The following is a 25,185-nucleotide window of genomic DNA, read 5'->3' as shown; positions in this document are numbered from 1 at the left end:
TTTTTTCTTTTCTTGGTTGTCGTTTAATAATTCAATCTTAGTTAAGAAAAAAGACTATAAAAACAAAAGATTATCTCATTTTTTACAAATTATTATTATGTTACCTAAGTCCAAATAACTGTTATTTATATATGTTTGTTAATTAATCAAACTATATACAATTTTTTATTTTTACTTCGGCTGCAAATAGATTTTAATTGTTTAACGTGTTAAATTTAACAGCAAAATTTTACTAGGTATCAATGTTTAACTTCCTTGTAAACATTGCTAAACTCACATAAACATAAGGACTATACAATGCATATAGGTATCCCAAAAGAGCGGTTACCGAACGAAGGTCGATTAGCAGCAACACCACAAACAATTGGTCAACTGCTAAAACTTGGCTTTACAGTTTCGGTTGAACAAGGTGCTGGTCAAATCGCTAATTTTGCAGATCAAACCTTTATTGATGCAGGTGCATCAATACAAAATACACATGATATTTGGCAAAATGACTTGATTTTAAAATTACACGCGCCAACTGATGAAGAAATAGATTTGATTAAAGAAGGTGCCACATTAATCAGCTATATTTATCCTGCACAACATAAAGAACTTCTAGAAAAATTAGCAGCCAAAAATGTCACTGTAATGGCGATGGATTGTGTACCACGAATTTCGCGAGCACAATCGCTTGATGCTTTGAGTTCTATGTCAAATATTTCAGGCTATCGTGCAGTAATAGAAGCAGCTAACCAATTTGGTCGTTTTTTTACAGGTCAAGTGACTGCTGCAGGGAAAGTGCCACCGGCTAAAATTCTAGTAATTGGTGCTGGTGTAGCAGGTCTTGCAGCTATAGGTGCTGCTGTAAGTTTAGGTGCAATTGTTCGTGCATTTGATACGCGTCCAGAAGTTGCAGAACAGATCCAAAGTATGGGTGCTCAATTCTTAGAACTAGATTTTAAAGAAGAAGCCGGCAGTGGTGATGGTTACGCAAAACAAATGTCCGCCGCATTTATTGAAGCTGAAATGGCACTATTCGCAGCACAAGCTAAAGATGTTGATATTATTATCACTACAGCGCTTATACCGGGTAAACCAGCTCCAAAACTTATCTCTAAAGAGATGGTTGAATCAATGAAACCAGGAAGTGTTATTGTTGATTTAGCGGCATTAACCGGAGGAAACTGTGAATTAACTCGTCCTGGTGAAGTTTACGAAACCGATAATAAAGTGAAAATTATTGGTTACACCGACTTAGCCAACCGTATGCCAGCCCAAGCTTCGCAATTATATGGAACAAACATTGTTAATTTATTAAAATTGCTTGCTAAAGAAAAAAATGGCGAAATTGATATTAATTTTGAAGATGTGGTTATTCGTGGTGTAACTGTTGTAAAAGACAAAGAGATCACATGGCCTGCTCCGCCAATCCAAGTATCGGCACAACAACCTAAACCAGAGACTAAGCCTGTAGCGAAGCCAGAACCTAAACCTGCATCACCAATGCTGCGTTATGGTATTTTAGCCATTGCTGTTGCATTATTCTTCTGGTTAGCCTCTGTGGTACCTGTAACCTTCTTGTCACACTTTACGGTTTTTGCTTTATCCTGTGTTGTAGGTTATTACGTAGTTTGGAATGTTACTCATTCACTACATACACCATTAATGTCCGTCACTAATGCTATTTCCGGGATTATTATGGTGGGTGCAATCCTACAAATCACCTCAAATAGTTTTTGGGTCGTGGCAATTTCTGTAATTGCTATTTTAATTGCGAGTATTAATATTTTTGGTGGATTCTTTGTCACTTATCGTATGCTAAAAATGTTTCAACGCGGTGCAAATAATAAAGGTAAAGGAGAATAAACATGAATGTAGGAATTATTCAAGCCGCTTATGTTATTGCAGCATTGCTATTTATTTTTAGCTTAAGTGGTTTATCAAAACAAGAAACGGCAAAATCTGGCAATATCTACGGTATCATTGGTATGACCATTGCACTGATCGCTACAATGTGTGCTGTTTCCAGTGGTATTGGCTGGGTGATACTCGCTATCATTATTGGTGGTGCCGTAGGAATTTACTTAGCTAAGAAAGTTGAAATGACCCAAATGCCTGAGCTTGTGGCATTATTACATAGCTTTGTCGGTTTGGCGGCAGTCTTGGTTGGATTTAATAGTTTCTTAGATCCGCAACAATTTTTTCAACATACTAATATTAAGGTCAATAACTTAGTAGAATTTGCAGCATTACATAATGAGCTTATTATTCATTTAATTGAAATTTTTGTAGGGGTATTTATCGGTGCTGTAACCTTCTCTGGTTCTATTGTTGCATTTGGCAAACTTAACGGTCGTATTAGTTCTAAACCATTATCTTTACCATTCAAGCATTATTTAAATTTAGGCGCAATTGTGTTTTGTATCATTCTTATGATAATTTTCTTAGATAGTGCTGATTTTATTAAAAATACAATATTAGAATTTATGCAAAGTCTTAGAAATGCATTCAAAGGTACTGGTGTTGAATCTACAATGGAAAATGGTCCTGGTGTTAATATGACTGCATTAATATGCTTAGTGTTAATGACATTGATTGCGCTTGCTTTTGGTATTCATTTGGTTGCCTCAATCGGTGGTGCAGATATGCCGGTTGTTATTTCTATGCTGAATTCTTATTCTGGCTGGGCAGCAGCAGCAGCAGGCTTTATGCTTAATAATGATTTGTTAATCGTAACCGGTGCTTTAGTGGGGTCTTCAGGTGCGATTCTTTCTTATATCATGTGTAAAGCAATGAATCGTTCATTTATCAGTGTAATTGCAGGTGGCTTTGGTACAGATAGCAAATCCTCCAGTAGCGATGAAGAAATGGGTGAATATCGTGAAATGCAACCGAATGAAGTAGCTCAAGTTCTTAAAGAAGCTCGTTCAGTCATTATCGTTCCAGGTTATGGTATGGCTGTTGCTCAAGCACAAAGTGCCGTGAGTAGCATTACTGAGAAGCTACGCGGTATGGGAATTGAAGTCCGTTTTGGTATTCACCCTGTTGCTGGTCGATTACCTGGTCATATGAATGTGTTACTTGCTGAAGCAAAGGTACCTTATGATATCGTATTAGAAATGGACGAAATTAATGATGATTTCCCAAATACTGATGTAGTATGGGTAATTGGAGCTAATGACACGGTTAATCCTGCCGCTTCTGAAGATCCTAGCAGTCCAATTGCAGGTATGCCTGTATTGGAGGTTTGGAAGGCTAAGACAGTCATTATTTCTAAGCGCTCTATGAATACAGGTTATGCTGGCGTGCAAAATCCATTATTCTTCAAAGAAAATAGTTACATGCTATTTGGTGATGCAAAAGCTAGTGTTGAAAAAGTATTACAAGACATTTAAATAAAATTTCGTTATAGCTTAAAACTCGCCAAACGGCGAGTTTTTTTATTCTATCAATAGATATTCAACCAAATTTAAATATACCTCACCATTAAACCCTATATCCATATCTCATTGATTTATAATGTGTTTATAATTAAGATATCCTAATAATAAATTTGCAATTATGATAAATACAAATACTTTTTAAATAAGGAGTAAGAGGATGAAATTACGTAAAATTATGATTATCGGCGTAGGTAATGTAGGTTCAACAACTGCATATACCTTGGTTAATCGCGGTTTTTGTGAAGAAATTGCTCTAGTAGATCTCAATAAAGAGTTAGTTTACGGTCATCAGCAAGATTTACTAGATGCAGCAGCCTATCGACAGAATATGGTTAAAATATCACTACGTGAGGCCAATGATTGTGCTGATATTGATATCGCTATAATTTGTGTTACCTCTGGTTTAGCCCAAAAAAGTCGTGCTGAAGAACTTATCGGTACCTCTAAGATTGTTGCAAATATTGTACCTGGCATGATGAAAAATGGCTTTAAGGGCATTTTTTTAATTGCGACTAATCCTTGTGATGCCATAACTTACTACGTTTGGAAGCTATCTGGGTTGCCTCGTCATCGTGTTTTGGGAACAGGAGTATGGCTTGATACAGTCCGTTTACGACGAATATTAGGCGAAAAAATGGATATTGGTCCTCAAAGCATTGACGCATTTATTGTTGGCGAACATGGTGATTCACAATTTCCGGTATGGTCACACTCATCTATTTATGGAATTAATTTGAATCAGCTCGATAAAATGCATCTTAATTTTGATGAATTAGGCGATAAGGCACGTAAAATGGGATTTGAGATTGCCAACCGAAAGCATTGTACTGAATATGGTATTGGAAGTACAATTGCTGAAATTTGTCAACATATCATGACCAATAGCCATCGTGCATTAGCACTTTCTTGTGTTTTAAAAGGCGAATATGGATACAATGAAATTGCTATCGGTGTTCCCGCTATTTTAGATCAACACGGTGTAAAAAAAATCATTGAACTTGACTTTAACACACAAGAACAACAACGCTTTGAAAATAGTATCAATGTTATTAAAGGTTATATTCAACAACTACCCAAATAACTAGCTAAAAGTCGTATTTAACACCTATCACATCATTTTATCATTTGCGTGCGGTATATTACCGCACGATGAATTAATGTTTAAATATATTAAGTATGGGTTATTATCACATTGACTTCTTACCGCATTGATTTCTTGTTAACATCAGAGTAAATACATAAGCCAAAGCATGGTAGATATAATAAACAAAATAAATAAGCTATAATGACTGCCGATTACAGTCGCAATCATTTTCAAGGATATTTCATGTCATTTAATTCACTTGGTCTTGACGCCAAGATTTTACAAGCGCTTAATGAGCTGCATTTTACTAAACCCACCGCAATTCAAAATAAAGTTATCCCATCAATTATATCTGGCAAAGATATTTTAGCGAGTGCACAAACTGGGACGGGGAAAACGGCAGGATTTGTTCTACCAATCCTTCAGAATCTCATTACCAAGAGTTCAGCTGTTAAACCTAATACTGAACCTAAAAAGGGCAAACGACCTCTTTATGGATTAATTTTAGCACCCACTCGAGAACTTGCCGCCCAAATAGGTGAAAATGTTCGTGATTATAGTCGTTATTTACCAATTCGTTCTTTAGTTGTATTTGGCGGAGTCAGTATTAATCCACAAATGATGAAATTGCGTGGAGGAGTAGATATACTGATTGCTACCCCCGTAGATTATTGGATTTAGTCGAGAAAAATGCAGTCGATCTAAAATCGGTAAAAGTACTTGTACTTGATGAAGCGGATAGGATGCTAGATATGGGATTCATCCATGATATTCGTCGCGTCATTGCTAAATTACCTAAAAAACGCCAAAATTTATTATTCTCAGCAACTTTTTCCAATGAGATCAAACAACTTGCACAATCTCTTTTAAATAATCCAGAGACTATTTCAGTTGCAGCAAATAATAGTACTTCTGAACAAGTGACACAATATGTTCATCATGTTGATAAAAAACGTAAACGTGAATTATTATCCTATCTTATTGGCACTCAAAGATGGTCGCAAGTGCTTATTTTTACTCGTACAAAATATGGCGCCAATCATTTAGCTGAACAACTAAACAAAGATGGTATCAAGGCAGCTGCTATTCATGGCAATAAAAGTCAAGGCGCAAGAACCAAAGCATTAACGGATTTTAAAGATGGGAAAATCACTGCTTTAGTTGCGACTGATATTGCAGCACGAGGGCTAGATATTGAACAGCTACCTTATGTTGTTAATTATGATCTACCCCATGTTGCAGAAGATTATGTTCATAGAATCGGACGCACAGGAAGAGCGCAAAATAGAGGTAAAGCTATTTCATTAGTTTGCATTGATGAACATCCGCAATTAAAGGCGATTGAAAAATTAATTAAAGTTCAGATACCACAAATGTTTACTGAAGGTTTTGCTATCAACCCAGATATTAAACCAAGCCCTAAGAACAAACGACAAAAGCAAAGATAATTACAATCTATTATAATCAATTGAATATTAAAACGTGTTGCATGTCGTTATTAATTCAGTTATTAATATGGAGTAATTTTTTACTTTTTATTCAAATAAAATAACAAGGATATAATATTATGGCTAATCGTAGTCGTCGTTTAAGAAAAAAACTTCATATTGAAGAATTTAAGGAATTAGGTTTTACAGTCAGTTGGTCATTTCAAGAAGGTACGAATACGACTGAATTAGATAAAAAAGTAGACGATTTCATCCGTGAAGTTATTGAACCTAATGGTTTAGCATATGAAGGGAGTGGTTATCTAAATTGGCAGGGCATTATTTGTACCCAAAAATTAGGTAATTGTACTGAAAAGCACCGTACAATTATAGGTGATTGGCTAAAAGATCAGGGGTTAAATAATATAAAAATCGGTCAACTTATCGATATTTGGTGGGATGAATTAGATTTTTAACGCCGATATTAAGTTATTGCAAAGATAAACAACAAGGGTTTACTAAAGAAACCCTTGCTTTCTGAAATAATCAAACATTATAAGTGACTAGAATCATTAATCTTTGTCACACTTTAGAACTCCGCCATTAGCAAGTTGATCTTTCGCCATTTCGTGCATTATGATTTGTACTGCTTCTGGTTTACAATTCAAAGTTTCAACAATCGCTTGGGTAACACGTTTAGCCATTTCGCGTTTTTGTTCAATTGTTCTACCTTCCAAAAAATCAATAGTAACATTTGGCATATTTTATTCCTTACTGTTAATTAAATTGATATTTGCAATTTGTTCATCAGATAATGCAATATCATTATTATGACAAACTGAAATACCTGATTGAATTATATCCCTTGCGATACTTTTTGCCTCACTTAAAGAATGCATTTTATATGAACCACATTGATATTTGTTTAGCTCTGGAATATCCTCTTGTTTAGTCACTTGGATAATATCTTTCATTGAAGCTAACCAGCTTTCAGCAACCTTTGATTCTGATGGTTGCCCAATAAGACTCATATAAAACCCAGTACGACAACCCATTGGCGAAATATCAATTATTTCTACATCAGCCCCATTTAAATGATCGCGCATAAACCCAGCAAATAAATGTTCAAGCGTATGTATGCCTTTTTCGGGTAATTGAGCTTTATTTGGTATTGTGAAACGCAAATCAAAAACCGTTATTGTGTCCCCTTTTGGCGTTTGCATAATTTTAGCAACGCGAACGAATGGGGCTTGCATTTTAGTATGATCAACTTTAAAACTGTCAAGTAATGGCATAATTTCTCCCTGTTAAGTTATCTCTAAATGCCAGATTGTTGGAAATTATCCAACATTGTTTGTTCATCCATAATTTGGATCGCAAGTTCTTGTGCTTTAGTCAATTTAGAGCCTGCTGCATCGCCAGCAATAACAATATCTGTATTTTTTGATACACTGCCTGTTACTTTAGCACCGAGTTGTTTAAGCTTGGCTTTTGCTTCATCGCGAGACATTGATGATAATGTACCAGTTAACACAACCACCTTATCATTAAAAATATTATTTTCAACTTTCGGCGCCTCAACCTCAATTGATGACCAATGAATAGCAATTTTATCACTAATTAATTCATCAATTATATTTCGATTATGCTCTTCATTTAGAAAATTAACGATACTCTTGGCAATAACTTCACCAATATCGCTTACTTTTTGTAAATCCTCAACACTTGCGTTTCGTATTGCTTCTAAAGAACCCAATTCGTTAGCTAAATTTTCAGCTGTTACTTCTCCGACATGGGGAATACCCAAAGCAAAGATAAAACGTCCTAGCGTAGTTTGTTTAGATTTTTCAAGCGCATTAAGTAGATTTGTCGCCAACTTTTCGCCTACTTTATCCAGTGAACATAACTTTGGTAATGTTAAATAATAGAGATCAACCGGTGTTTTTATATACTGTTTATCAACCAATTGTTCAATAATACGATCACCAAAACCTGTAATATCAAGCGCACGACGAGAAACAAAATGTTTAAGCGATTCCTTGCGTTGTGCTGCACAGAATAACCCACCTGAACAACGGGAAATCGCTTCACCTTCATCTCGAACAATAAGTGAACCACAGACTGGGCAATTTGTTGGGAATTGAATGGCGGTCGTATTTTCGAGACGCTTGTCTAATATTACTGCTACGACTTTAGGGATCACATCACCGGCACGACGAATTGTAACGTAATCACCTTCACGAATACCTAGTCTTTCAATTTCATCACTATTATGTAATGTAGCGTTGCTAACGATGACACCCGCGACTTGAACTGGCTCTAATCGCGCTACAGGGGTAACCGCACCCGTACGACCAACTTGGAAATCCACTTTCAATAATTGAGTGATTTGTTCTTGTGCAGGAAATTTAAATGCTATTGCCCAACGAGGTGCCCGTGCAACAAATCCAAGTTGTTGCTGTAACTCAATTTGATTTATTTTTATAACGACACCATCAATATCAAAACCGAGTGACATCCTCTGATTTTCAATATTATGGAAATAATCAAGAACAGCATCTACACCAGTTACGATTTTAACATGTTCACTGACAGGAATACCCCAGTGTTTAAATTGCATCAATCGGCCATAATGGGTATTAGGTAATGGTGCACCTTCAAAAATACCGACACCATAACAGTAAAATGAAAGTGAGCGTTTTGCTGTTACCCTAGGATCTAATTGCCGTAAAGAACCTGCTGCCGCATTACGTGGATTAGCAAAGATTTTTTCATGATTTTTTTCTGCATCATGATTTAATTTCTCAAAAGCTTGGTGCGTCATAAATACCTCACCTCGCACCTCAAGTCTCGACGGAATATCGTCCCCTGTTAATTTCAAGGGTATTGATTTAATCGTTTTAACATTTTCAGTGATATCCTCACCCACATTACCATCACCACGTGTTGCCGCTCGAACGAAATTACCATTTTCATACAAAATGCTTACCGCTAGACCATCCAATTTTAATTCACAACAATATTCTAAATTAACGGATGGTACCGTAATTCGTTCACGAATTCTCTTGTCAAAGGCTATTAATCCATCCTCATCAAAAATATTATCCAATGATAACATCGGCATTTCATGCCTAACTGTAGAAAATTGGCTTAAAGCTACTCCTCCGACTCGCTGGGTGGGTGACTCAGGTGTAATTAAGTCAGGATTTTGTTGTTCTAAATCCCTTAATTGTTGCATTAATTTATCATATTCTGCATCTGGGACTTTAGGATCATCCAACACATAATATTGATATTCATGTTGACGGATTATATTACGTAATTGTTCGATCTGGTTATCGATATTCATTGGTTATTGCTCATATAAAAACACATCAATAATTGATGTAATTACTAAAAAATAAATTATGTTTATTGTTGTTGATCCTAACACACCGCTTTTATTCTACTTTTATAAGTATCTATCTTTTGCGGTGTTAGCATATGACGTTCATCATCAAGTACAACACCATTGACATCATCAGCGATACGTTGAGCAGCCTGTAGCATTATTTTAAAATTCTGAGGCGTATTTCCATAAGAAGGAATCATCATAAAAATAGAAACACCGGGTGTATTAAATTCGTGCATTGTTTCTGGATCGAGCGTTCCAGGTTTCACCATATTAGCTAAACTAAATAAAACCGGTCCATTACCTGCTGGGTCTAAATGACGGTGAAAAATTTGCATTTCACCAAATTTAAATCCGGCTTGAATTATACTGCTTAGCAACAAATCCCCACGAATATGTTCGCCATTTAATCCCATAATATGTAGTACTAATACATCAGTTTGATCGCTTTTTTTATTTGTTTCTGGTTCTTCTTTTTTGGATTGTGTTTTGGTTTCTTGATATAAAATTCGATCATCAGGCGATATTTGATAATCAGTTTGGGGCAGTTTTTCTGACCCAGCTTGATTATTTTTTTCAGGTTTAACTGTATCAGGATAAATAGGTTCTACGGATATTATTGGTTCTTCTTCATTGAATAAATCTCGTTGAATAGGGGGAATAGTTCGATGAGGTTCTGGCGAAATTTCCGTAGTTAAAGGTTCAAAAACTATCGATGAATTACTTTGTAAAGGCTTATCATGATGAGTGACAATTTCTTCCTCTTTATCATTAATATCCAAAAGTTCATTATTTTGAAATTCATTATTATCAAAAGGTTCTTGCCAAGATAGGTTTGCTGAATCAGGTTTACTTCTATTTGATTGCCTTTTAGATTCAAACAATTGTGAACGTTCATTTTTATTAATCCAAAATCCATGAATCAGTAACGCAATGATTACTAATGAGGCAATAACAATTAACACAATACGCAAATTATCCATTATACCTGTCTCTATATTTATTTAATATCGCTATATTACTGCATTTAATTAGTAATACTCAAGCATCTTAAAAGTTTAATATGTTAATTTTTATTATTTATTGTGTTAGATTACAAAGAGATATGATTTTTGTCATACTAAAAAAGTAAACTCTTTCACTATTAAAATATGATAATTAAATCCTATTTCATTAATTACAATTGGTTAATATTCTAAATTGAATTTAACCGAAGTGCTCCAAAGTCTTATATCTCCGTAATCTGTGAATTTTTAGTACTCTGTGCTATCATTAACGTTACTACTTACATTCATATTTGAATTTGGGTAGAATCATCTTCCTTTTACAATTTATAATCGATTTTTTAACAAAAAAATATTCTGAATTAGTTTAATTTTACCGAGGTTATTTTAATATGAAATTAAAAAAAGCATTACACCCGGCTACCCTTGCTCTGATTATAGGTAGTAGTTTTTTATTGGCGAGTTGTGACGAAAATAAATCTAATGCTAATCAAAATGAAATGCCGTCGGTACCTGTTAATGTATTTAAAACACAGCCACTCAATTATACAATTAAGACCATATTGCCCGCCCGTGTTGTCGCTTCACAAATTGCCGAAATTAGACCACAAGTAAGTGGTATTATTCTTAAGCGAGAGTTTGACGAAAGTAGTAATGTTACTGAAGGTCAATCACTTTACCAGATCGACCCAGCCATCTATCAAGCAACTTATGATAGTGCAATTGCAAGTGTTGAAAGTGCTAAGGCCAATGCCAATATCGCTCATTTAACTTTAACTCGTTACGAAGGGCTATTAAAAACCAAATCAATCAGCCAACAAGAATATGACAAAGCAAAAGCCGATTCACAACAAGCGGATGCCTCCGTGTTGGTTGCCAAAGCTAATTTAAATACAGCTAAAGTAAACCTTGATTACACTAAAGTCTATTCCCCTATCGAGGGTTATATTGGTAAGTCAAATGTTACAGAAGGTGCGCTAGTTAATGCTGGACAACAAACGCCTATGGCTTTAGTACAGAAACTTGATCCAATTTATATTGATATGACACAAGCTGCAACGATTTTTGAACGCAATGAAAAAGATCGCGGTTCACTTTACAAACCTGATCAAAAAGTTGAATTATATTTTAATGATGGTTCTAAATATGAATATACTGGAAAAATTAAATTTTCAGATAAAACAGTTAATGAAACAACCGGAACTGTAACATTAAGAGCAGAATTTGCTAATCCTGATTCTAAAATTCTCCCTGGTATGTTCGTTAAACCACATTATACTTTAGGTGTTATTGAAAATGCTGTTCTTGTTCCTCAAAAAGGTATTACCAGTAATGAACTTGGTAATTACACCGCAATTGTTGCGTTACCATTAAATAATGAGGGAACTGACGGTGGTGAGCAACAATATTACTTTGAAAAACGTAATGATGTAAAAGTATATTCAGGTATTCCCGGATATTGGATTGTTACTAGTGGGATAAATGTAGGTGAACAAGTTGTTGTTTCAGGATTATTAAATTTATCAGGACAAAACCTCAATGACCCTAATAATAAAATTATGGCCAATATCATTAATATAAATAAACCTGAGACACTCTCTCAAGAAGAATTAGATACAATTATCGAACGTAATCTCAAGTAAAAGAATCGGAGTTTTCTAATAATGGCTAAGTTTTTTATTGACCGCCCAGTTTTTGCTTGGGTAATTGCAATTATGATGATGTTAGGAGGCGCTCTTTGCATCAAATTACTTGCAATAGAACAGTATCCCGATATTGCGCCACCAGCAGTAACCGTTACAGCAAGTTATCCTGGTGCTGATGCGCAAACAATTGAAAACACTGTTACGCAATTAATTGAACAAAATCTTACAGGTATTGATAATTTAATTTATATGAAATCTACCAGTAGTGCACAAGGTATTGTACAAACTACGCTTACCTTTGCACCAGGTACCGATCCCGATTTTGCTCAGGTACAAGTTTTAAATAAGGTTGAAAGTGTTAAATCTCGTCTTCCTGACAGCGTGCAAAAAAATGGCGTATCAGTAGCGAAAAATAACACCAACTTTTTAAAAGTTATTGGTTTTTACTCTACCAATCCTAAGAAAACCCAAGCAGATATCGCCGACTTTATCTATTCAACTGTTCAAGACCCACTTCGTCGGGTACAAGGTGTTGGTGATACCACTTTATTTGGTTCAGAATATGCGATGCGCATTTGGCTTGATCCTAATAAAATGAACTATTTTAAACTATCTACTCAAGAAATAATTGCTGCCATTCAGGCTCAAAATGCTCAAGTTACAGCGGGACAATTAGGTGCATACCCTATTTCTGGTGGACAAGAGTTAAATGCTACGATTACAGCACAATCACGCTTGAAAACGCCGAAACAGTTCCAAAATATCTTGGTACGCGTTAATACAGATGGTTCCAATTTACTATTGAAAGATGTTGCCAGAGTCGAATTAGGTGCTGCGGATTATAACTTCTTATCGCGTTATAATGGGCAAGTTTCCAGCGGTTTAGCTATTTATTTGGCTACTGGTGCCAACCAACTTGATACATCTGATGCAGTGGATGCTAAATTAGCAGAATTGGCAAAGATTTTCCCAGACGACATTAAATACGATTTTCCTTACGACACTACGCCGTTTGTAAAACTATCAATTGACAATGTTGTTGAAACGTTAATAGATGCGATAGTTTTGGTTGTGTTCGTTATGTTCTTATTCTTACAGAACCTTCGTTCCACAATCATCCCTACAATTACTGTGCCTGTTGTGTTATTAGGTACATTTGCGGTCTTATATATTACTGGATTTACTATTAACACGTTATCCATGTTCGCGATGATCTTAGCGATAGGGTTGTTAGTGGATGACGCAATCGTTGTTATCGAAAACGTTGAACGTATAATGCATGAAGAGCATTTGTCTCCGTATGATGCAACTGTTAAATCAATGGAGCAAATCTCTTCAGCTCTTATAGGGATTGCTGTAGTTCTATCTGCAGTATTTATTCCAATGGCATTTTTCGGTGGCGCAGCTGGTGGGATATATCGCCAATTCTCAATTACAATTGTTACTTCAATGGTTTTATCGGTGTTAATGGCAATCATTTTAACACCTGCATTATGTGTACAAATTTTAAAAGCACCATCAAAAAATGGTTTAGAAAAGAAAACTATTTTTCAAAAAATATACCAATATCCGCCGTTTAGTTGGATATCATGGTTTATTAATAAGGTTTTTTATTATTTCAATTCTGTATTTAATGCTAGCCAAAAAGCTTACGAAAAAGGTGTAAAAAGCACATTAAAACATCCTTTCATTAGCATGATTGGTTATTTAGTCATTGTCGGTATTTTCGTTGTAGGTTATTACAAACTCCCAACATCTTTCTTACCTAATGAAGATCAGGGCGTTGTTATAATGATTGTAGAACTACCTCCTGGTTCGACACTGGATCAAACTGAAAGTGTCTTAACAAGAGCGACTAATTATTTTAAAACTCAAGAAGCTGATTCAGTTAAAGAAACCTTTACTGTTGCAGGATTTAGCTTGACTGGACGCGGTCAAAATGTAGGTATGGGCTTTATCAAATTAAAAGATTGGGAACTCAGAACTAATAAGCAGCAAAAAATTGCCTCAATATTAGGTCGAGCAAATGGTTTCTTAGCAACGATTACTGAAGCGCGTAGCTTTGCCGTTAATGTACCAGCGGTACCGTCGCTAGGTATGGCTAATGGATTCTCATATGTATTGATGGATAGTGCTGGAAATGGACATGATGCGCTAATTGGGGCATTTTATCAAACCCTTATAAGAGCGATGCATAATCCTCAACTAACTCAAGTTAGACCTGGCGGTATGCTTGATGTCCCTCAATACAAAATTGATGTCGATTTTGAAACAGCTCAAGCATTAGGTGTTTCAGTCAGTTCGGTAAATAGTGTATTATCCACAGCACTAGGTTCAGCTTACATTGATGACTTTGTTTATAACAACCGAGTGAAAAAAGTCTATGTACAGTCAGATGCAGATTATCGCATGTTACCGGATGATTTCAGTATTTGGCATGTTAAAAATGATAATGGTGATATGGTTCCTTATGATGCCTTTGCTAAAACTACAAAAACCTTCGGTTCACCATCATTAGTGCGATATAATGGTGTTTCCGCGATGGAAATTAGTGGTAGCGCAATTCCGGGAGAAAGTTCGGGTTCAGCAATGGCGATTATGGAGCAAATTTCTGAGCAATTGCCTCGTGGATTTACTTACGATTGGACAGGTTTATCATATCAAGAACGTGAAACCGGTTCCCAAAAAGCAATGTTGATGTTTATATCCCTTATTGTGGTATTCCTAGCACTAGCCGCTCTTTATGAAAGCTGGACAATTCCAATTTCTGTACTATTAACAATTCCAGTCGGAATATTTGGTACCGTAGTTGCAACCTCTATGTTTAATTTAGAGAACGATATTTATTTCTTCGTAGGATTGTTAACAACGTTAGGATTAACAGCTAAAAATGCAATATTAATAGTAGAATTTGCTAAAGATGCGATTCTTAAAGAAGGCAAATCTATTATGGATGCAACATTAGAAGCATGTCGATTACGTTTACGACCAATCTTGATGACTTCATTTGCTTTCATCCTTGGGGTATTTCCACTTGCGGTTAATACAGGAGCGGGCTCTGCAAGTCAAAATTCTGTTGGTACAGGTGTTATTGGTGGTATGGTTACTGCAACTTTCATTGCAATATTCTATATTCCATTATTCTTCTTATATTTGACTACTTTTGTAAAAAGGTTTGATCGTAAAAAAGAAGAGAAAAAGACAACTTTAGAAAGTTAGTATTTCCCACTAAATTTAAAATGCGCCAATAGGCGCATTTTTTATATCAATTTTTTATTCCAAAATCGGCGAAATGCTTCATCTAATGAGATAATTGAGAAATAAAGCTAGTAAACTAGATGTTAACTGGTATTTTTACGACAAAAACTTGATAAATCACATAACAACTTCAAGCTTAACTATTATCTTTAGCTTTGAAAATTTGAGCTTTCAACTTAGCAAGATGATTCTTACTCTTCTGTAACCGCTGTTCAGGTGTTGTATTTGGTTTAGTTAGACTCCAATTCAAATCATCTTGGGGTAATTCATATAAAAATCGACTTGGCTCTAAGTAACTCGTTTCACCAAACTGCCTACGCTCTCTACTATAAGAAAAAGTTAACAGTTGTTGTGCACGCGTTATACCTACATAAGCTAATCGTCTCTCTTCTTCAACATTATCCTCATCAATACTATTTTGATGAGGTAATAACCCCTCAGCCATACCAATTAAATAAACGTAAGGAAACTCCAAACCTTTAGAAGCATGTAGCGTCATAAGCTGCACTTCATCCTGCTCAGTTTCGTTTTCATTTCGCTCTAACATATCTCGTAAAGTAAATCGAGCGACAGCATCAGCCAGAGTATATGGTTCCTCTATCTCGTCGCCTTTTAGCATTTCGTCTAACCAATCGGTTAGTTGATTTATATTTTTCATGCGCATTTGAGCAGCTGTTGGAGAAGGTGATGTTTCATATAACCAGCTCTCATAATCAATATTGTGCAATAATTCATAAACGGCTGGCATGGGCTCAGATTGAGCTTGCTTAGAAAGCTGATTAAACCATTCAACAAAACTAACTAATGTATTTAAACTTTTAGGTGATAATATTTCTGTTATTTCTGGATCAAAAGCAGTTTTAAACAAACTTTGCGAACGTTTTTCAGCAAGCTCACCCAATTTCTGTAATGTTGTAGGACCAATTTCTCGACGAGGTGTATTTATAATCCGTATGAAAGCATTATCGTCATCTAGATTAACTAACAATCGTAAATAGGCCATTATATCTTTGACTTCACTACGAGAGAAAAAAGAAATTCCACCTGAAATTCGATAAGGAATTCGACTTTGCATTAACACCTTTTCAACTAAACGTGATTGATGATTACCTCGGTATAAAATTGCATAATCACCATAACGACTCCCCGTAGTAAAACGATGTCCAATAAGGTGATTTACAATTTTTTCAGCCTCATCTTCTTCATTATTAGCTGATATAACATTAATTAAGTCTCCATAGCCCAATTCAGAATGTAATGTTTTTACAAACAAATGGGGATTATTCTCTATTAAAATATTTGCAGCTTTTAATATTCGCCCAGAGGATCGATAATTCTGTTCAAGTTTAATGACATTGAGATTAGGAAAATCTTGACTTAGTAAAATTAAATTTTGTGGTCTAGCTCCACGCCAAGAATAAATTGACTGATCATCATCACCCACAACCGTAAAGTTAGCGCGCGTCCCTACTAACAACTTAATTAATTCATATTGGCTAGTATTAGTATCTTGATATTCATCAACCAATAAATAACGCACACGATTTTGCCATTTTTCACGTATTTGTTCATTATTTTTCAGCAATAAAGTGGGTAATAAAATTAAATCATCAAAATCCAAAATACCACAAGATTTTTGTTGTATTTCATACAATTTGTAACATTGAGCAAATAGTTTTTCTTTTTTTGTTTTTGCGTTAGCCATAGCTAAACTTGCGTCAATAAGATCATTTTTCCAATTCGAGATGTAACTACGTAATTGATTTATTAAATCTTTATCGCCGTCAAGATATTGCTCTGTTAATTCTTTAATTAATGCAAACTGATCATGATCATCAAACAACGAAAAATTACTTTTTATGCCAATATGCTTATATTCTTTACGAATAATGTCTAATCCTAGTGTATGAAAAGTCGAAATCTTTAGCCCTCTTGTTTCTTTCCTACCAAGAGAATGTGCTATCCGCTCTTTCATTTCTCGTGCAGCTTTATTAGTAAAAGTCACTGCATAAATATGTTTAGGCTGATACTCTTTTATTTTTATTAAATAAGCAATTTTATTAATTATGACACGTGTTTTACCGGAACCTGCTCCCGCTAAAACAAGACAAGGACCTGTAGCATATTCTACTGCTTGTTGTTGACTTGAATTTAAACGCACAACTCTAACCGTTTATGAAAAATGAGTGTATTATAGCTTAACTATTTATTAAAAACCTACATTAATGACGATGTTAATATAGTTAATATCGAAATTCAAAAAAGTTATAGAAAATGCATAAACTTACTAATAATAAGGTTATTAATAACAATTATCTCTAAAATATAATTATTAAAATCAATTACTAAAATCATATCATTAAAAATTTAGTATATTTAGGCAACATTTATTCGGTTAATGTGTTTAATTTTGGTAAAATTTAACGAGTAACATTTCCTGCTCTATTCTTATATTGAGCTTGAATAACAACTTCAAATTTGATAGTTTATTGGCAAAATATTTTTATTTACATTTAACTAAAAGAAGGTAATTCTTATGACAATCAAAGTAGGTATTAATGGTTTCGGTCGTATTGGTCGTATTGTTTTCCGTGCAGCACAAAAACGTTCTGACATTGAAATTGTAGCAATTAACGATTTATTAGACGTTAACTATATGGCTTACATGCTTAAATATGATTCAACTCATGGCCGTTTCGATGGTACTGTTGAAGTTAAAGATGGTAAATTAATCGTTAATGGTAAAACTATTCGTGTAACTGCTGAAAAAGATCCTGCTAACCTAAAATGGGATGAAGTTGGTGTTGATGTTGTTGCTGAAGCAACAGGTTTATTCCTTGATGATGCTACTGCACGTAAACACATTCAAGCTGGTGCGAAAAAAGTAGTATTAACTGGTCCTTCTAAAGATAGTACACCAATGTTTGTTATGGGTGTTAATGATAAAGACTATGCTGGTCAAGATATCGTGTCTAACGCTTCTTGTACAACTAACTGTTTAGCTCCTCTAGCCAAAGTTATTAATGATAACTTCGGTATTGTTGAAGGTTTAATGACAACTGTTCATGCTACAACTGCAACTCAAAAAACAGTAGATGGTCCTTCTCACAAAGATTGGCGTGGTGGTCGTGGTGCTGCTCAAAACATCATTCCATCTTCTACTGGTGCAGCTAAAGCAGTAGGTAAAGTTATTCCTGAATTAAACGGCAAATTAACAGGTATGGCATTCCGTGTTCCAACTCCTGACGTTTCTGTTGTTGACCTAACTGCTCGTTTAGCTAAACCAGCTAAATATGAAGATATCTGTAAAGCTATTAAAGCTGCATCTGAAGGTCCAATGAAAGGCGTACTTGGTTATACAGAAGATGATGTTGTTTCAACTGACTTCTTAGGCGAAGTTTGCACTTCAGTATTTGATGCAAAAGCGGGTATTCAAATCAGCGATACTTTCGTAAAACTTGTTGCATGGTATGATAACGAAGTCGGTTACTCAAATAAAGTTCTAGATTTAATTGCAGTTGTTTCTAAAAAATAATTTGAGTTTATAATGCAAAATATAGCTAAAACAATCTTGTTTTAGCTATATTTTTAATTAATTTTTGTAACTAGACGCTTCGTAAATAATAATAAAAAAAATCACACAATCTTAGTTACCTAAATCTAAACTGCTTTAATAATTACTATTCTAATAAATAATAAGAAAACTATGCTAAGGGGAATCAAGTCATTAGTTTGGTGACAAGGCACTTTATAAATAATAATAAAAAAATTAATATAATCTTAGTTACCTAAACCTAAACTGATTTAATAATTACTATTCTAATAAATAATAAGAGAACTATGCAAAAGGGAATCAAGTCATTAGTATGTTTACTAATATTTCACCTATCTAGCGGCGTCGCCAGTTTGAATATATCATCTAAAAATGAAATAGTAGGTGAAAAACCAACTTTGACTAGCGCTATTGAAGATAAAATTACCAATTTAGATTTATTTGGTATTCATTTTACCGATGTTAATAATAATAATAACAGTGGAAATTATTATGGCGATAAAGATATAAGAAATTTACCCATCAATCCTGCGTATCCATTTAAAAAACTATTTAAACCTGCCACATTATTAAAACAACCGGTCAGTGAATATTTTGATAGTGAGGGAGATCAATTTGGAGAACTAACTCTGGATTCAACCCCCACGGTTCAATGGCTTTATACTGACAAAAAAGGTAAAGAAGTCGTATTTGTACCTGGAGAAAATGATACCTTTTGCTCTTTAGCAGCAGCTGGAAAGTATACTGCACCCTATAAATACAGAATTACCTCAAAGCTAAAATTGACGTCTAAATATGGCATTCCGCGCAGTAATTCTTACCCAAATGAAACTGTAACTCAGATACCTGAAAAAACTTATACAATTTTAAATGATTCAGGTATCTGTTGGGCAAGACCAGCGTCATTAAAACCCGATCAAGCATCTAAAGATGCAAAAAAACATGAATGGGATTCAAAAAAAGGTTTCTTGGTACAATCAAGTAGTTCTAGTTCGCTTAACTTTCCACAAACTGCTTTTTATGGTGCAAAATTTGATTTATTACTAGCATCGAATGGACTCGTTCACAATTATGACTGGAGAATAGCAAAAGGAAGCCAATTAGTTACTTTTGAACTGACAAACGATGTTGTTACAATAAATTTCAATACAAGTACAGCCAAAAATGATTTGGAAGTTTGGAAGCTTGTTACAGCAAATGATCAAGGATATGAAGTAATAATAGAAGGTACCCATAAAACTTCCGGCAATAAGATCTATTATCCATTTAGAATAAAGAAATGGTTCACAGGATGGAGTGAGAAGTATTCACAGGTGGCTGATGCAAAAGTCATAGACACCGCATGCGCAGCAAAAGGAAAAAATCAATATAAAATTACTGCATTAGAAGATCTTGTTGGTAACGCAGCTGTGATTAAAGGGAAGAATGATAGTGTTTTCTATAGAAAAATAGGTGCTTTAGTGTCTGAATGGGGATTAATCAGCCAAGAACTATATCCTAATTCATGGGCACCAGCTGGCAAAGCGGGACCGAATACGACTAGACGACTTTGGTTAACTTACGATGGTGATTATTGTGATTTACATCTTTATGATGCGGCATTCCATTGTAAGAATGAAAAGCAAAATAAAAATGGAGTTTGTGTTTCTTATAAATAATATCTAATCCATAACCAATGCTAAATATATTATGTTTTGGCATTGGTATTTCTAATACCAACCGCTTTAATTTTTATATTTTAATCTATCAATTTACTCTCTTTTTAGAATCCTAAATTATAGCAAATCATCTCTCTCCCCTATTTTATCTTTTGCTAAATTGATAGCTGATTTAATAATTTTAAATTATTAAATCTTTAATTTACGGACTTGAAAAATTATTTTTAATACTTATATAAAAGCAAAGTTTAAACAAATTTTGAGGAATTAATCTATGAGTAACCAAGGGAAAGAAACTCGAGGATTTCAATCGGAAGTAAAACAGCTTCTACATTTAATGATCCATTCACTTTATTCAAACAAAGAAATTTTTCTAAGAGAATTGATTTCCAATGCATCTGATGCTGCTGATAAGTTACGCTTTAAGGCATTAGAAAATCCGGATCTCTATGCGGGTGATGGTGAATTAGGTGTAAAAATTTGGGTTAATAAAGATGCCCAAACACTTTCTATATCTGACAATGGAATTGGTATGACTCGTGATGAAGTCATCGAAAATCTAGGAACCATTGCTAAATCAGGCACTAAAGCTTTTTTAGAATCAATTGGTAGTGATCAAGCAAAAGATAGTCAGCTTATTGGTCAATTTGGAGTTGGTTTTTATTCTGCTTTTATCGTTGCAGATAAAGTAACGGTTACAACACGCGCTGCAACAGCTAAATCTGATGAAGCGGTAATGTGGGAATCTACTGGGGAAGGTGAATACACACTCTCTGATGCCAATAAGGATACCCGTGGAACAGAAATCACACTACATTTAAAAGACGATGAAAAAGAATTTTTAGAAGATTGGCGTTTACGTTCAATTATTAGTAAATATTCAGATCACATCGCTTTACCGGTTGAGATTCTAACTAAAGATGATGAGAGCAGTGAAGTAAAATGGGAAAAAATTAATAAGGCTCAAGCACTTTGGACGCGTAGTAAAAGTGAAATTAATGATGACGAATATAAAGAGTTCTATAAACATCTTTCTCATGACTATGCCGAACCATTAATTTGGAGTCATAATCGTGTCGAAGGCAAACAAGAATATACTAGCTTATTATATATACCATCAAAAGCACCATGGGATATGTGGAATCGTGATCACAAACATGGTCTTAAACTATATGTTCAACGCGTTTTCATTATGGATGATGCTGAACAATTCATGCCAAATTACTTACGTTTTGTCAAAGGTTTGATTGATTCTAACGATTTACCTTTAAATGTATCGCGTGAAATTCTTCAAGATAGCAAAGTAACTCAAAATTTACGTAATGCTTGTACCAAACGCGTATTACAAATGTTAGAAAAACTTGCTAAAGATGATAGTGAAAAATATCAACAATTTTGGAATGAATTTGGTCAATTACTCAAAGAAGGAACCGGTGAGGATTACACTAACCGTGAAAATATAGCTAAATTATTAAGATTTGCATCAACGAAGAATGATAGTGACGCACAAACTGTTTCTTTAGAAGAGTATGTTAGCCGCATGCAGGAAGGGCAAGAGAAGATATACTATATTACTGCTGATAGCTATCAAGCTGCGAAGAATAGTGCTCATCTTGAATTATTTAATAAAAAAGGTATTGAAGTTTTACTTCTGTCAGATCGTATTGATGAGTGGATGATGAGCCATTTAACAGAATTTGAAGGTAAAACCTTCCAATCTGTTAGTAAATCTGATGAATCAATCGAAAAACTAGCTGATCAAGAAAGTGAAGAACAAAAGCACGCACAAAAAGAGCTCGAACCGTTTATAGAACGTGTAAAAAGTATTTTAGGTGATAGAGTTAAAGATGTTAAATTAACACATCGTTTAACTGACACGCCTGCAATTGTTACGACCGCAGATGATGAAATGACGACCCAAATGGCTAAATTATTTGCCTCTGCTGGTCAAAAGATTCCTGAAATTAAATATACCTTTGAATTAAATCCAGATCATGCATTAGTGAAAAAAGCAGCTGATACCCAAGAAGATTCTGAATTTAAAGATTGGGTTGAATTGTTGCTTGATCAAGCATTATTGGCAGAAAAAGGCTCTTTAAATGATCCAAGTAACTTCATCAAAAATTTAAACAAGTTACTAACTAAATAACTAGCAGTTAGCAATAAGTAATCAACAACCGATATAGTTCTAATACTATATCGGTTGTTTAATTATTATATCTACCCAATAATTGAACTAAAATTTAAGCAATTTATTTTAGAATCTTAGATTTAATGCTTGCTGGCTTATTTATTAATTAAATAATGCATAATCACTATTTTTATTTTGATAAAATTAACCCAATTTTTTGAATTACTACATAGTACAGCGCATCATTTTTAGTTAATTTTTATCTAAAAAAATTAGCTCACTACCTGATAAAGGTAACTTTAATACGTGTGGTTTAATTTTTCCCCATACTTGCATTTCACAATTTTTACAATTAAATTTAAGTATAAGCTCTTCATTATTATGCACTAATTTCATAGGAGTAACTTTATTCTTTACGCCTTGAATACCCTTTGCTTGTTTTGGACATAAATTGAAAGCAAAACGCAAACAATGTTTAGTTATCATTAATGGCACATCGTCTTTCACTTTATGCGCTTCGTATGCACTTTCTATTAACTCAACGCCATGTTGCTGATAAAATTCCCGTGCTTTATGATTGTAAACATTAGCTAAATAGGTTAAATGGGTTTCTGGATAACACGGTCTTGGTGTTATTTCGCTTTTACGACTTTTACGCTGATATTGATTAATTCTTGCTTGTGAAAGCAACTCTATAACATCTCTTCTTAACTGATTAAGTTGACTGCTTGGAATAAAATAGATTGGTGATAAATCGATTGTAATTGAAGAGCTATAATAACTAGTTTGTCCTAATTTCGATAAACTTTCTTCAAGGTTCAGCAAAGCCTTATCAGCTCGTAACGCAATTTCAAAATTAGTTATTAGCTTATGGTTGACTTCTATTCCTTCCTCGCTTTTAGCCGTCAATCTTACTCCTCCTTCACAATTTGAAAGGATAAACGAAACAGCAATTCTTCTTTGACAAGATTCTTTCAATAAACTTTGTTGCCATACGTGATCTAAGTTTCGATTGATAGGAGATGGTAACCGAATAGTCATTAATGATTTAGGAAGTTCATTAGGGAACACTCGATAACAATCAGCAGATAATTTTTCAACGCGATCAGCCCTAAAGCCTACCACTTCACGCTTTACCCTAACATTTAACCCGTCACCATTAACCAAAGCTGTTTTGCTTCGAATATCTAAGGCATTGTTGGATACTTTAATTAACTCCCCTATTTCCAAACCTACAAACTTTGGTGAATCAAATGCACCGATATTCCCTTTTCGACCATTAACAAAATAATCAGTACTCCCGCGATGAAATGTACGTTCGGGATCAGGTGTGAAGAAGTGCTCTGTTTTACCGCTTGATGCTGAATTTAAATCATCGCGTTGTTCCAATATTTGATCTAATTTTTTTCGATAAAAGGCCGTAATATTTTTTACATAACTTATATCTTTATAACGCCCTTCAATTTTAAATGACCGAACTCCGGCATCAATCAAAGCCATTAAATTATTAGATTGATTATTATCTTTCATTGATAATAAATGTTTTTCATAAGCAACTACACGATTATGCTCGTCTTTTAAGGTGAATGGCAATCGGCATGCTTGCGAACAATCTCCACGGTTAGCACTACGACCGGTATGAGCGTGTGAGATATAACACTGACCAGAAAATGCCACGCACAGTGCACCATGAACAAAATATTCTATTGTGGCTTGAGTTTGCTGATAGATAGCCTTGATTTCCTGAAGATCTAATTCACGCGCTAAAACAATTTGTGAAAAACCAACATCCGCTAAGAATTTAGCTTTTTCTGGCGTTCGAATATCCATTTGTGTACTTGCATGTAGATCCAATGGCGGAATATCCAAGTTTAATATCCCCATATCTTGAACAATTAGTGCATCAATGCCCGCATCATAAAGTTGATGAATTAAGAGTCGTGCCGGTTCTAATTCATTATCATGTAAAATGGTATTTAATGTCACAAATACTTTGGCATAAAAATGATGAGCAAATTCGACTAATTTAGCTATATCGCTCACTGAATTACCCGCATTATGGCGAGCACCAAAATGTGGACCACCTATATAAACCGCATCAGCACCGTGTAAAATAGCCTGTTTGGCAATTTCAATATTTTTAGCAGGACTCAGTAATTCAATTTGATTGTTAGGTTGTTGTATCATGACAAATTCACAGGAAAAAACGAAGCCAGAATTATACCTTTTTTTTCATTTATTGCTCTTAATTTCTTTTCAATCTTCTGAATTCTAAATATGTTTCTGTTTTGCTGTAGAAATAGATAAAGTAAATAATAATTGTCAATATAACTTCTGGCTGATTTGAAAATTCAAATCTATAAAAATCATCATCTATTTTAAGAAATCTGTTTCAAATATTTCCAAATCAATTTTTTATCATATGCGGATAAATGTTATTGGCATTTTTTTATTAAACGGGATATGAATAATAAGAAACGATAGTTTTTATTACTATCTATACCCTATATAAGTCATATTTGGCGTAATAATATTTTGAGGTATTTGCTTTATTGGCGGATACGTACAAATTTTATGTAACGTATCCGTTATTTGATTTGATATC

The 25,185-nt window shown here is 34.4% G+C and carries 15 protein-coding genes and 1 pseudogene; 10 read left to right on the top strand and 6 right to left on the bottom strand.

From position 1 onward, the window contains the following. The first annotated feature begins 297 nt into the window (after window positions 1–297). The 5 genes and pseudogenes from pntA to FPB0191_RS04150 all read left to right on the top strand — a co-directional run bounded on the left by pntA (window position 298) and on the right by FPB0191_RS04150 (window position 6,415). Complete coding sequence (gene pntA / locus FPB0191_RS04170) at window positions 298–1,851, top strand: Re/Si-specific NAD(P)(+) transhydrogenase subunit alpha (protein WP_039104275.1); 1,554 nt, start codon at window positions 298–300, stop codon at window positions 1,849–1,851. 2 nt (window positions 1,852–1,853) lie between these two features. Beyond that, window positions 1,854–3,380 carry an NAD(P)(+) transhydrogenase (Re/Si-specific) subunit beta gene (locus FPB0191_RS04165; protein WP_039104273.1) on the top strand — a complete coding sequence of 509 codons (1,527 nt, stop codon included), beginning with the start codon at window positions 1,854–1,856 and terminating at the stop codon, window positions 3,378–3,380. A gap of 205 nt (window positions 3,381–3,585) precedes the next feature. Then, window positions 3,586–4,509, top strand: a complete 924-nt coding sequence (locus FPB0191_RS04160; RefSeq protein WP_039104271.1) for an L-lactate dehydrogenase — start codon at window positions 3,586–3,588, stop codon at window positions 4,507–4,509. 246 nt (window positions 4,510–4,755) lie between these two features. Beyond that, window positions 4,756–5,960, top strand: a pseudogene (locus FPB0191_RS12525) (DEAD/DEAH box helicase). A 116-nt stretch (window positions 5,961–6,076) separates the two neighbouring features. After that, window positions 6,077–6,415: a YggL family protein gene (locus FPB0191_RS04150; protein ID WP_110021794.1), complete on the top strand. Its 339-nt coding sequence runs from the start codon at window positions 6,077–6,079 to the stop codon at window positions 6,413–6,415. Window positions 6,416–6,511: 96 nt separating this feature from the next. Here FPB0191_RS04150 and FPB0191_RS04145 read toward each other — a convergent pair whose 3' ends face one another. The 4 genes from FPB0191_RS04145 to zipA form a co-directional block, all read right to left on the bottom strand. Further along, entirely contained in the window at window positions 6,512–6,700 is a 189-nt protein-coding gene (locus FPB0191_RS04145) for a 2-hydroxymuconate tautomerase (RefSeq protein ID WP_039104266.1), read from the bottom strand. A gap of 3 nt (window positions 6,701–6,703) precedes the next feature. Then, complete coding sequence (luxS, locus tag FPB0191_RS04140; RefSeq protein ID WP_039104265.1) at window positions 6,704–7,234, bottom strand: S-ribosylhomocysteine lyase; 531 nt, start codon at window positions 7,232–7,234, stop codon at window positions 6,704–6,706. 23 nt (window positions 7,235–7,257) lie between these two features. Continuing rightward, on the bottom strand, window positions 7,258–9,288 hold the full coding sequence (gene ligA, locus FPB0191_RS04135) for an NAD-dependent DNA ligase LigA (RefSeq protein ID WP_039104263.1): 2,031 nt from the start codon (window positions 9,286–9,288) through the stop codon (window positions 7,258–7,260). Window positions 9,289–9,365: 77 nt separating this feature from the next. Then, window positions 9,366–10,313, bottom strand: a complete 948-nt coding sequence (gene zipA / locus FPB0191_RS04130; RefSeq protein ID WP_202965375.1) for a cell division protein ZipA — start codon at window positions 10,311–10,313, stop codon at window positions 9,366–9,368. Between the two features lie 413 nt (window positions 10,314–10,726). On the opposite strand from zipA, the gene FPB0191_RS04125 reads away from it, so the two are divergent. Then, window positions 10,727–11,977, top strand: coding sequence for an efflux RND transporter periplasmic adaptor subunit (locus tag FPB0191_RS04125; protein ID WP_052236750.1), 1,251 nt, complete (start codon window positions 10,727–10,729; stop codon window positions 11,975–11,977). A gap of 21 nt (window positions 11,978–11,998) precedes the next feature. Beyond that, a complete protein-coding gene (locus tag FPB0191_RS04120) occupies window positions 11,999–15,199 on the top strand; it encodes an efflux RND transporter permease subunit (protein ID WP_039104259.1) in 3,201 nt (1,066 codons plus the stop codon). A 175-nt stretch (window positions 15,200–15,374) separates the two neighbouring features. Here FPB0191_RS04120 and rep read toward each other — a convergent pair whose 3' ends face one another. Beyond that, window positions 15,375–17,399, bottom strand: coding sequence for a DNA helicase Rep (gene rep, locus FPB0191_RS04115; protein WP_039104258.1), 2,025 nt, complete (start codon window positions 17,397–17,399; stop codon window positions 15,375–15,377). 375 nt (window positions 17,400–17,774) lie between these two features. Here rep and gapA point away from each other — a divergent pair, with 375 nt between their 5' ends. From gapA to htpG, 3 genes are all read left to right on the top strand, one after another. Beyond that, window positions 17,775–18,773 carry a glyceraldehyde-3-phosphate dehydrogenase gene (gene gapA / locus FPB0191_RS04110; RefSeq protein ID WP_039104255.1) on the top strand — a complete coding sequence of 333 codons (999 nt, stop codon included), beginning with the start codon at window positions 17,775–17,777 and terminating at the stop codon, window positions 18,771–18,773. A 305-nt stretch (window positions 18,774–19,078) separates the two neighbouring features. After that, window positions 19,079–20,449, top strand: coding sequence for a hypothetical protein (locus FPB0191_RS04105; RefSeq protein ID WP_039104253.1), 1,371 nt, complete (start codon window positions 19,079–19,081; stop codon window positions 20,447–20,449). Window positions 20,450–20,723: 274 nt separating this feature from the next. After that, the gene (htpG, locus tag FPB0191_RS04100; protein ID WP_039104251.1) at window positions 20,724–22,598 is read left to right on the top strand and encodes a molecular chaperone HtpG; all 1,875 of its coding nucleotides are present in this window, start codon (window positions 20,724–20,726) and stop codon (window positions 22,596–22,598) included. Window positions 22,599–22,832: 234 nt separating this feature from the next. On the opposite strand, the gene FPB0191_RS04095 is transcribed toward htpG, so the two are convergent. Beyond that, a complete protein-coding gene (locus FPB0191_RS04095) occupies window positions 22,833–24,764 on the bottom strand; it encodes a peptidase U32 family protein (protein ID WP_052236980.1) in 1,932 nt (643 codons plus the stop codon). Window positions 24,765–25,185 lie beyond the last annotated feature (421 nt).

It is taken from the genome of Frischella perrara (assembly GCF_000807275.1).
GTDB lineage: Bacteria > Pseudomonadota > Gammaproteobacteria > Enterobacterales > Orbaceae > Frischella > Frischella perrara.
This window is presented reverse-complemented; position numbering and strand designations above follow the sequence as displayed.

Excerpts from the sequence above, each read along its gene's own strand:
- FPB0191_RS04160 (WP_039104271.1), top strand. The coding sequence starts at position 3,586 with ATGAAATTACGTAAAATTATGATTATCGGCGTAGGTAATGTAGGTTCA.
- FPB0191_RS04125 (WP_052236750.1), top strand. The coding sequence starts at position 10,727 with ATGAAATTAAAAAAAGCATTACACCCGGCTACCCTTGCTCTGATTATA.
- zipA (WP_202965375.1), bottom strand. The coding sequence starts at position 10,313 with ATGGATAATTTGCGTATTGTGTTAATTGTTATTGCCTCATTAGTAATC.
- ligA (WP_039104263.1), bottom strand. The coding sequence starts at position 9,288 with ATGAATATCGATAACCAGATCGAACAATTACGTAATATAATCCGTCAA.
- luxS (WP_039104265.1), bottom strand. The coding sequence starts at position 7,234 with ATGCCATTACTTGACAGTTTTAAAGTTGATCATACTAAAATGCAAGCC.
- FPB0191_RS04120 (WP_039104259.1), top strand. The coding sequence starts at position 11,999 with ATGGCTAAGTTTTTTATTGACCGCCCAGTTTTTGCTTGGGTAATTGCA.
- FPB0191_RS04105 (WP_039104253.1), top strand. The coding sequence starts at position 19,079 with ATGCAAAAGGGAATCAAGTCATTAGTATGTTTACTAATATTTCACCTA.
- gapA (WP_039104255.1), top strand. The coding sequence starts at position 17,775 with ATGACAATCAAAGTAGGTATTAATGGTTTCGGTCGTATTGGTCGTATT.
- FPB0191_RS04145 (WP_039104266.1), bottom strand. The coding sequence starts at position 6,700 with ATGCCAAATGTTACTATTGATTTTTTGGAAGGTAGAACAATTGAACAA.
- FPB0191_RS04165 (WP_039104273.1), top strand. The coding sequence starts at position 1,854 with ATGAATGTAGGAATTATTCAAGCCGCTTATGTTATTGCAGCATTGCTA.
- htpG (WP_039104251.1), top strand. The coding sequence starts at position 20,724 with ATGAGTAACCAAGGGAAAGAAACTCGAGGATTTCAATCGGAAGTAAAA.
- pntA (WP_039104275.1), top strand. The coding sequence starts at position 298 with ATGCATATAGGTATCCCAAAAGAGCGGTTACCGAACGAAGGTCGATTA.